The organism is Streptomyces sp. CO7 (assembly GCF_053474865.1).
Genome location: NZ_JBRIOU010000002.1, coordinates 318,207 through 324,043, shown reverse-complemented (window position 1 = coordinate 324,043; position 5,837 = coordinate 318,207). Strand labels below are relative to the sequence as shown.

The window sequence follows — 5,837 nt, the reverse complement described above, 5'->3', positions numbered from 1 at the left end:
GCTTCCCGTGGACGTGCCGTCAGGGGACAGGCGGCGGATCATCTGCAGGACGCGGTCGCGGGACTCGTCGGCGGCGTCGATCGCCTCCATGCACTGCCAGTACGTGTCGTCGTCGGCGGCCGCAGGGGCGAGGCCGATCATGGCTATGCCCGCCTCGGACAGCAGCTCGCCGAGCTGTTCCAGCACCTCGGAGGGGTCCCCGAGCGAGCTGAGCCGGGCCGCCCGCAGGTGTTCGGCGCCGAAGGGGGCCTGGCCGAGCACCCCGCAGCCCCGCCCGGCCAGCTCGGCCAGGCCTATCGCCTCACCGCGCAGCTCCGGCGGTCCGTGCACGGCCAGGCGGCTGCCGACCGCCTGGGCCAGGGCATGCGCCTGCCAGACCTCGGCCACCACGGCCTTCGGTTCCTCGCTGACCGCCAGCGCGCGTCTGCCCGCCTCGATGAGTCGCACCGCGTCCATCCACGCCGCCCCGTTTCGCTCCGCGTGCCCCCGCGCACGCCGTATCGGTTCCACTACCCAGAGTGAAGGGTCGGGCACGGTTACGCCAGACCATGCCGGAAATCTGTGGAAAACTCTGCGGGAACGACCCGCTCCACAACTCCGGAGAGTGAAGACGCCGCCGCGACGGAACCGGCGACCCCGGTCCCCCACCGCCGGCACGCGCCGCCGCACGCGGCTTCACACCCCCGGCACGGGGAACCTCTTCTCGTTCCGTCCGATCTTCGCATCCAGCGCCGACAACGGGTCCACGCCCAGCGCCGCGCACAGTTGCAGCAGGTAGGCGAGCACGTCCGCGACCTCGTCCTCCACCCGGTGCGCCGTCTGCGGGTCCTCCATCACCCGCTCCGACTGCTCGGGCGTCAGCCACTGGAAGATCTCCAGCAGTTCGGACGCCTCTACGCTGAGCGCGGCCGCCAGGTTCTTGGGGGTGTGGAACGGCTCCCAGCGGCGCGCGGCGGCGAACTCGGTCAGCCGCCGCTGCAGCGCGGCGAGTTCACGATCTCCAGTCATGGCGCCAGGTCTACCACCCGCGCCGACTCGCCGCCGTCCTCGCCCTCCACCCACGACAGGTCGTTGACCGCGCCCACCAGCCGGATGTGGCCGCGCTCGCACATCCGCGCCGCCAGGGCCAGCAGTTCGCGGCGCTGCCGGGCGTCGAGCCCCTGCCCGAAGCCGTCGGCGAGGACGGTGAGCGTCTGGAAGGCCTCCGGCACGTCGACGGTGTCCACCTCCAGCACGCCCGGCCCGGTGAGCAGCACCAACGCCAGAGCGATGTACCGCAGTTCGCCGTCGCCGAGGCGGGCCAGGTCGGTGCGGGCGCCGTCGCCCCGGTCGAGCAGGGCGCGTACCCGGCCGTCGGTGGTCCGCTCGGCGAACAGGTCGGCCACCGGCCCCGCGCAGCCGGCGCGGACCGCGTCGACCAGCAGCCCGTGCCGCCGCCCGCACTCGGACCGGGTGCGGAACAGGACGTCGGCGAGGTTGTCGCAGCCGCGCAGCAGCCGCCCGGTGCCCAGCGGCACGGCCGAGCGCATCCGCGCGGGCCGCGGGTCGCACACGAACACCGACCGCAGGGCGACCACCATCTGTTCGGCGGCCGTGAGCACCCGGCGCTGCCCCTCGGTCTTCCCGGCGACCCGCAGCGGCAGCAGCGCGGTACCGAGCCGGTCGTCGGGGAGCGGGGCGCGGGTGACCGGGGCGGCGCCGGCGGTGTGCCAGGCCGCCTGCACGGCACGGCGGCCCGGGTCGCGCAGGGCGGTCTCCAGGAGGACCAGCCCTTCGCTGCTCAACCGTTCGCCCACGATGCGCAGTTCGGGCTCGACCTGCACGGCGACGTCGAGCCGGACCGGCCCCTCGGGCCCGTCGGCGGTGCAGCCGATGCGGAAGCCGCGGCGTCCCTGCTCGTCGGGGCGGGCGCGGTCCGGGACGCAGGAGAGAGCGTCGGGGAACGCCTCCTTGAGTTCCGCCCCGGCGGCCAGCCGGGCCAGCGCCTCGTAGGCACGCAGCACACCGGACTTGCCGCTGCCGCTCGGTCCGGCGACCAGGGTGAACGCGGCGTCCAGCGGGACGCGCAGCCGCCGGTGAGAGGCGAACGCGGACAGCCGCAGTTCGGTGACCCGGGCCCGGCCGGCGACGGCGCGCTGGGCGGGGACCCGCGCCGCCTCCGCGTCGTGCGGGACCGGGGAGGGGGGCGGGACGTCTGACGGCCTGGACACGGTCATGCCCGGACCGTAGGCGGGAGCCGCGGCGGCGAACCGTTCCGCCCGGTCCGGCTTCCTACGATCGGGGGACGCGGTCAGCGTCGCCGGTGGCATCACCCCTGCTGAGAGGCCCGGGACGGGTCTCCGGGACCGGTCCGCGGATCCGCCACGCCGGTCACCTGATCATGATGCACTCGGGGGGAGGAGGCGGCGGTGTCGCCACGGAGAAGGGGAGGGGAATCATGGTCGACAACCCGTTGGACGTCCCGCAGGGGCATGTCCAGCGCATGCGCTGGACCGTCGTCGCGGGGTGGGCCACGTGGTCATGGTCGGTGCACGACGCGGAACAGAAGGTTCACGCCTCCTACGTGGGGCCCGAGGTCCTCGCCGCGTTCATGGACGCGGTGCGGGCTCTGCTGCTCGGATGCACGGCGACGTTCGTGACCTTCTTCGACGAGCCGAACGGAACAAGGCTGTTCCTCAACCAGTCGGCGGACGGGAAGCTCTTCGTCCAGATAGTGAGGTACCCGATACTGCAGGAGCCGACCTCCTGGTGGTCGGACGCCCGACCGGTCTGGGCGGGTCGGGTTCCGACGGAGGTGTTCGTCGGCGCCTTCATGACCATGATCGAGGATCTTCTCTCCGAGTACGGGACGGCCGGGTACCGACGGCACTGGGGCTACGACTTCCCTCTGCCGGAGTGGGCGGCCCTCCAGGCGGCGTACACTCCCGCCGACCCGGCCACCTGTGCAGGCACCGACCCGGCCGCGGCTTCGACGGGCCCTCCCGCGTCCGTCAGGCCGGAGACGGAGACGGAGACGACGATGAAGATGCGGGTTCTCATCGGCGACCTGATGCGTATCAGGACGCGGCAGTATCTGGCCTCCTCCCCCCTGGACTTGGACGAGATGCCCAGGCTCAGACCCCCTGCCACGGCCGCGCAGATCGAGGGTCTGCAGGTGCGGGCCGGCCAGCCGCTGGACCCGGAGTACCGGCGCTTCCTGTCCCTGACGGACGGGCTGGACGGGTTCCACCACGCGATGCCCCTCCTGGGGTGCGGCGACTGGCGGGATCCGGAGCGGGACAGCCTGGCTTCGATGTTCCGCGACGTCGTTCTGGAGACCGGTCCGCTCACCGAGGTCGGGCTCCCGGACGAGACCCAGGTCTTCCCGATCCACGTCAACGCCGAGGGTTTGTCGGGAATCCTGATGCTTCATCACGGCGACGAGGCACGGGAACGCTTCTGGTGGACCGGCGAGGGAGACAACATGTTCTTCCGGAGCTTCCCGGACGTCATCGCCTATGTCACGGACGGCTCCTACAGCCCGAGGCACCTCCAGGGCTGACCTGGACGGCCGGTGGTCCGCGCGGTGACCCGGACGGAAGGGTCCTAGGACCGCGGGCCGCCGAGGCCTTCCATCAAACCCTGGACCTCGACGCCGTTCGGGGTGCACAGGAAGACGTTCCGGTCGACGCGGTGCATCGAGGCGCCGAGGCCGAACACCACGCCGGTGGAGAAGTCGAGGACGCGTTTGGCGACGTCGCTCTCGGCCCCGGAGAGGTCGAGCAGGACGGGGGCGCCCGCCATCAGGGTCTCGGCGACCTCGCGGGCGTCGGCGAACACGTTCACCCGGAGCACCACGAAGCGGCGGCGTGGTTCGGCGGCCTCCACCGGAAGGGCTCGGTGGTCCACCTGGGAGGGCCACGCGTCCCTGCCGCGCAGCGGGACGACCTCGGCGAGGCCTTCCCACTGTTCGTCGGTGACGTCGTGCCTGCGCCTGCTCATCACCGTCGGTCCCCCGCGTCATGTCCGGATGGTCGTTCCGGACCCATTGTGGCGCGCGCTCACCCGTTCGGCCGAACCGACGCGCGGACGGACGTGACGGTTCTTTCGATCGCGCCCCGACCACGGGCGACGGCCCGGACCGGACGTCCTCCGGCCTCGCTGCTCAACCGTGCCTCAGGGCGGAACGGTGGAGCTCGTCGGCCGGGCGGGCACACCGGCGCGGTCCAGGACAGCGGCCGCGTCGTCGGCGGGGAGGGCCGGGTTGGAGCCCGCGCCGGAAGCCAGTTCGGGAACATGCAGCGCCTCGCGGAGCCGGTGGACCGGAAGGCGCGGGTCGCCGACCGCCGCCCGGCGTGTCCGGACGTCGGGGTCGTGGCTGAGCCGTTCGATCAGCTCCGGCGTGGCGGCCGGGTCCCGGACGGCCAGTCGCCGGTGGGCGCCGTCCGGATGGTCCGCGAAGCGCGCGGCGAGGCCCTCGCGGGGAAAGCGGGGGTGGGTTTCCGCCATCCAGGCCGAGAAGGTACCGCCGAGCCGCGCGTACACACGCATCAGGACCTCTTCCGGGGCGTCGGGGTGATGGACGCACAGTTGGGCCTCCACCAGAGGGTCCTCGGTACGGGCGAGCAGGTGCACGAGGTCGGGCGGCAGGTGAGGGCTGCGGGCCGCGGCGCGCCGGAGCAGCGGATGGGCGGAGGTCGCGGCCCGTCGCAGCACCTCGGGGGCGGCGAGCCCGTCCCGCACCCACTCCACCTCTCCCCTGTCCAGGGGCCCGACGGTGAAGTCGATCGCCATGCGTCGCCTCTCGTCCAGCTCCGGTCTGAGGGACACCGCGAGCCGCACGGACTCGTCGGGGTCGGCGGCGAGCCGCTCCACGAGGTCGGCGGGCAGCGAGGGGTTCTCGGCGAGGTCGGCCAGGTGCGCGCGCTCGGCAACGCACCGTTCGGCGTCGGCCCGGTGCACGAGCCCCCGGCGCACTGCCTCGGCGGCGGACGTCGGATCGCGGAGGAGCCGGGCGGTGACGTCCGCGTCCCGTCGGCACTCCCGCAGCGCGGCGGCCCGCCGCACCTCGGGGGCGGGGTCGGCGAGCAGCACCGACCGCACGTCCGGCGGCAGCGTCTCCCAGGTGCGGACCGCGTGTCGGCGCGCCGCCGGATCGCGGTGCGTGGCCAGGGAGGCCGTGAACGACGGGGTGAGATGGGGGGACTTCAGCAGAGCCGTCCGTACGGAGGGGTCGGGGTCGTCGAGCAGGCGGGCGCACACATGGTCCGGCAAGGGGGCGACGGTCGTGCGCGGGTCACGCTCCTCGGGTCCGTACGCGAGAGCGGCTCGCACCTCGCGGGACGGGTCGGCCACGAGCCGGGCCCGCTGCCCGGGCTCGGCCCTGGGACTGGTCGCGAAGTCGACGCGAGCACCCGGACGGGGGTGGGCCAGGATCACCGCGACGGCCTCTTCGGGGAGTCCGGCCCGCCGGCGGGCGTGACGCGACGGGCCGTCACCACTGTCGTCGAGGGCGAGCAGGCGCAGCAGCAACGGTGTCGGCAGCGCGGGGTTGCGGGCGACTCCGTCCAGCGCGGACCTGTCCAGCGCGGACCCGTACAGCGCGCCCATGCTCCCCCGATGTCCGCGGCGGTCGTCCGCCTGTCTCTGCCGCCCGACAGGGACGGCAGGAACGTACTGGTTGCCCGGCTTCTCCGGCAACGGCAAGCCGCTCGCGCGGTGTCCTGCCGGGTACACGCGGGGCGTTCCCGGCCCGCACGGCCGTCTTCGCGGCGCCCCTGCACAGTTCCGACGAACCCTTGGACCGCCGACGGCTCCGCGCCTCCACGGCGAAGCCCCCGGCCGGGGCGGACCGGGGG

At 73.6% G+C, this 5,837-nt stretch carries 6 protein-coding genes; 1 reads left to right on the top strand and 5 read right to left on the bottom strand.

Going from position 1 to position 5,837, the window contains the following annotated elements; all coding sequences use genetic code 11:
- From ACOV8S_RS03400 to ACOV8S_RS03390, 3 genes are all read right to left on the bottom strand, one after another.
- A partial coding sequence (locus ACOV8S_RS03400; protein ID WP_448316026.1) for a DUF6099 family protein occupies nucleotides 1–456 on the bottom strand: 456 nt, incomplete at its 3' end.
- A 219-nt stretch (nucleotides 457–675) separates the two neighbouring features.
- The gene (locus ACOV8S_RS03395) at nucleotides 676–1,008 is read right to left on the bottom strand and encodes a nucleotide pyrophosphohydrolase (RefSeq protein ID WP_448316025.1); all 333 of its coding nucleotides are present in this window, start codon (nucleotides 1,006–1,008) and stop codon (nucleotides 676–678) included.
- On the bottom strand, nucleotides 1,005–2,216 hold the full coding sequence (locus ACOV8S_RS03390) for an ATP-binding protein (protein ID WP_448316024.1): 1,212 nt from the start codon (nucleotides 2,214–2,216) through the stop codon (nucleotides 1,005–1,007). The genes ACOV8S_RS03395 and ACOV8S_RS03390 overlap by 4 nt, the downstream gene beginning before the upstream one ends.
- A gap of 221 nt (nucleotides 2,217–2,437) precedes the next feature.
- Between ACOV8S_RS03390 and ACOV8S_RS03385 the strand changes: the two genes are divergently transcribed.
- Nucleotides 2,438–3,541, top strand: a complete 1,104-nt coding sequence (locus tag ACOV8S_RS03385) for an SMI1/KNR4 family protein (protein WP_448316023.1) — start codon at nucleotides 2,438–2,440, stop codon at nucleotides 3,539–3,541.
- A 44-nt stretch (nucleotides 3,542–3,585) separates the two neighbouring features.
- Here the strand turns inward: ACOV8S_RS03385 and ACOV8S_RS03380 are convergent, their stop codons facing one another.
- Entirely contained in the window at nucleotides 3,586–3,981 is a 396-nt protein-coding gene (locus tag ACOV8S_RS03380; protein WP_448316022.1) for a cell division protein SepF, read from the bottom strand.
- A gap of 174 nt (nucleotides 3,982–4,155) precedes the next feature.
- Nucleotides 4,156–5,589, bottom strand: coding sequence for a Mucin-2 (locus ACOV8S_RS03375; RefSeq protein WP_448316021.1), 1,434 nt, complete (start codon nucleotides 5,587–5,589; stop codon nucleotides 4,156–4,158).
- Nucleotides 5,590–5,837: the final 248 nt, after the last annotated feature.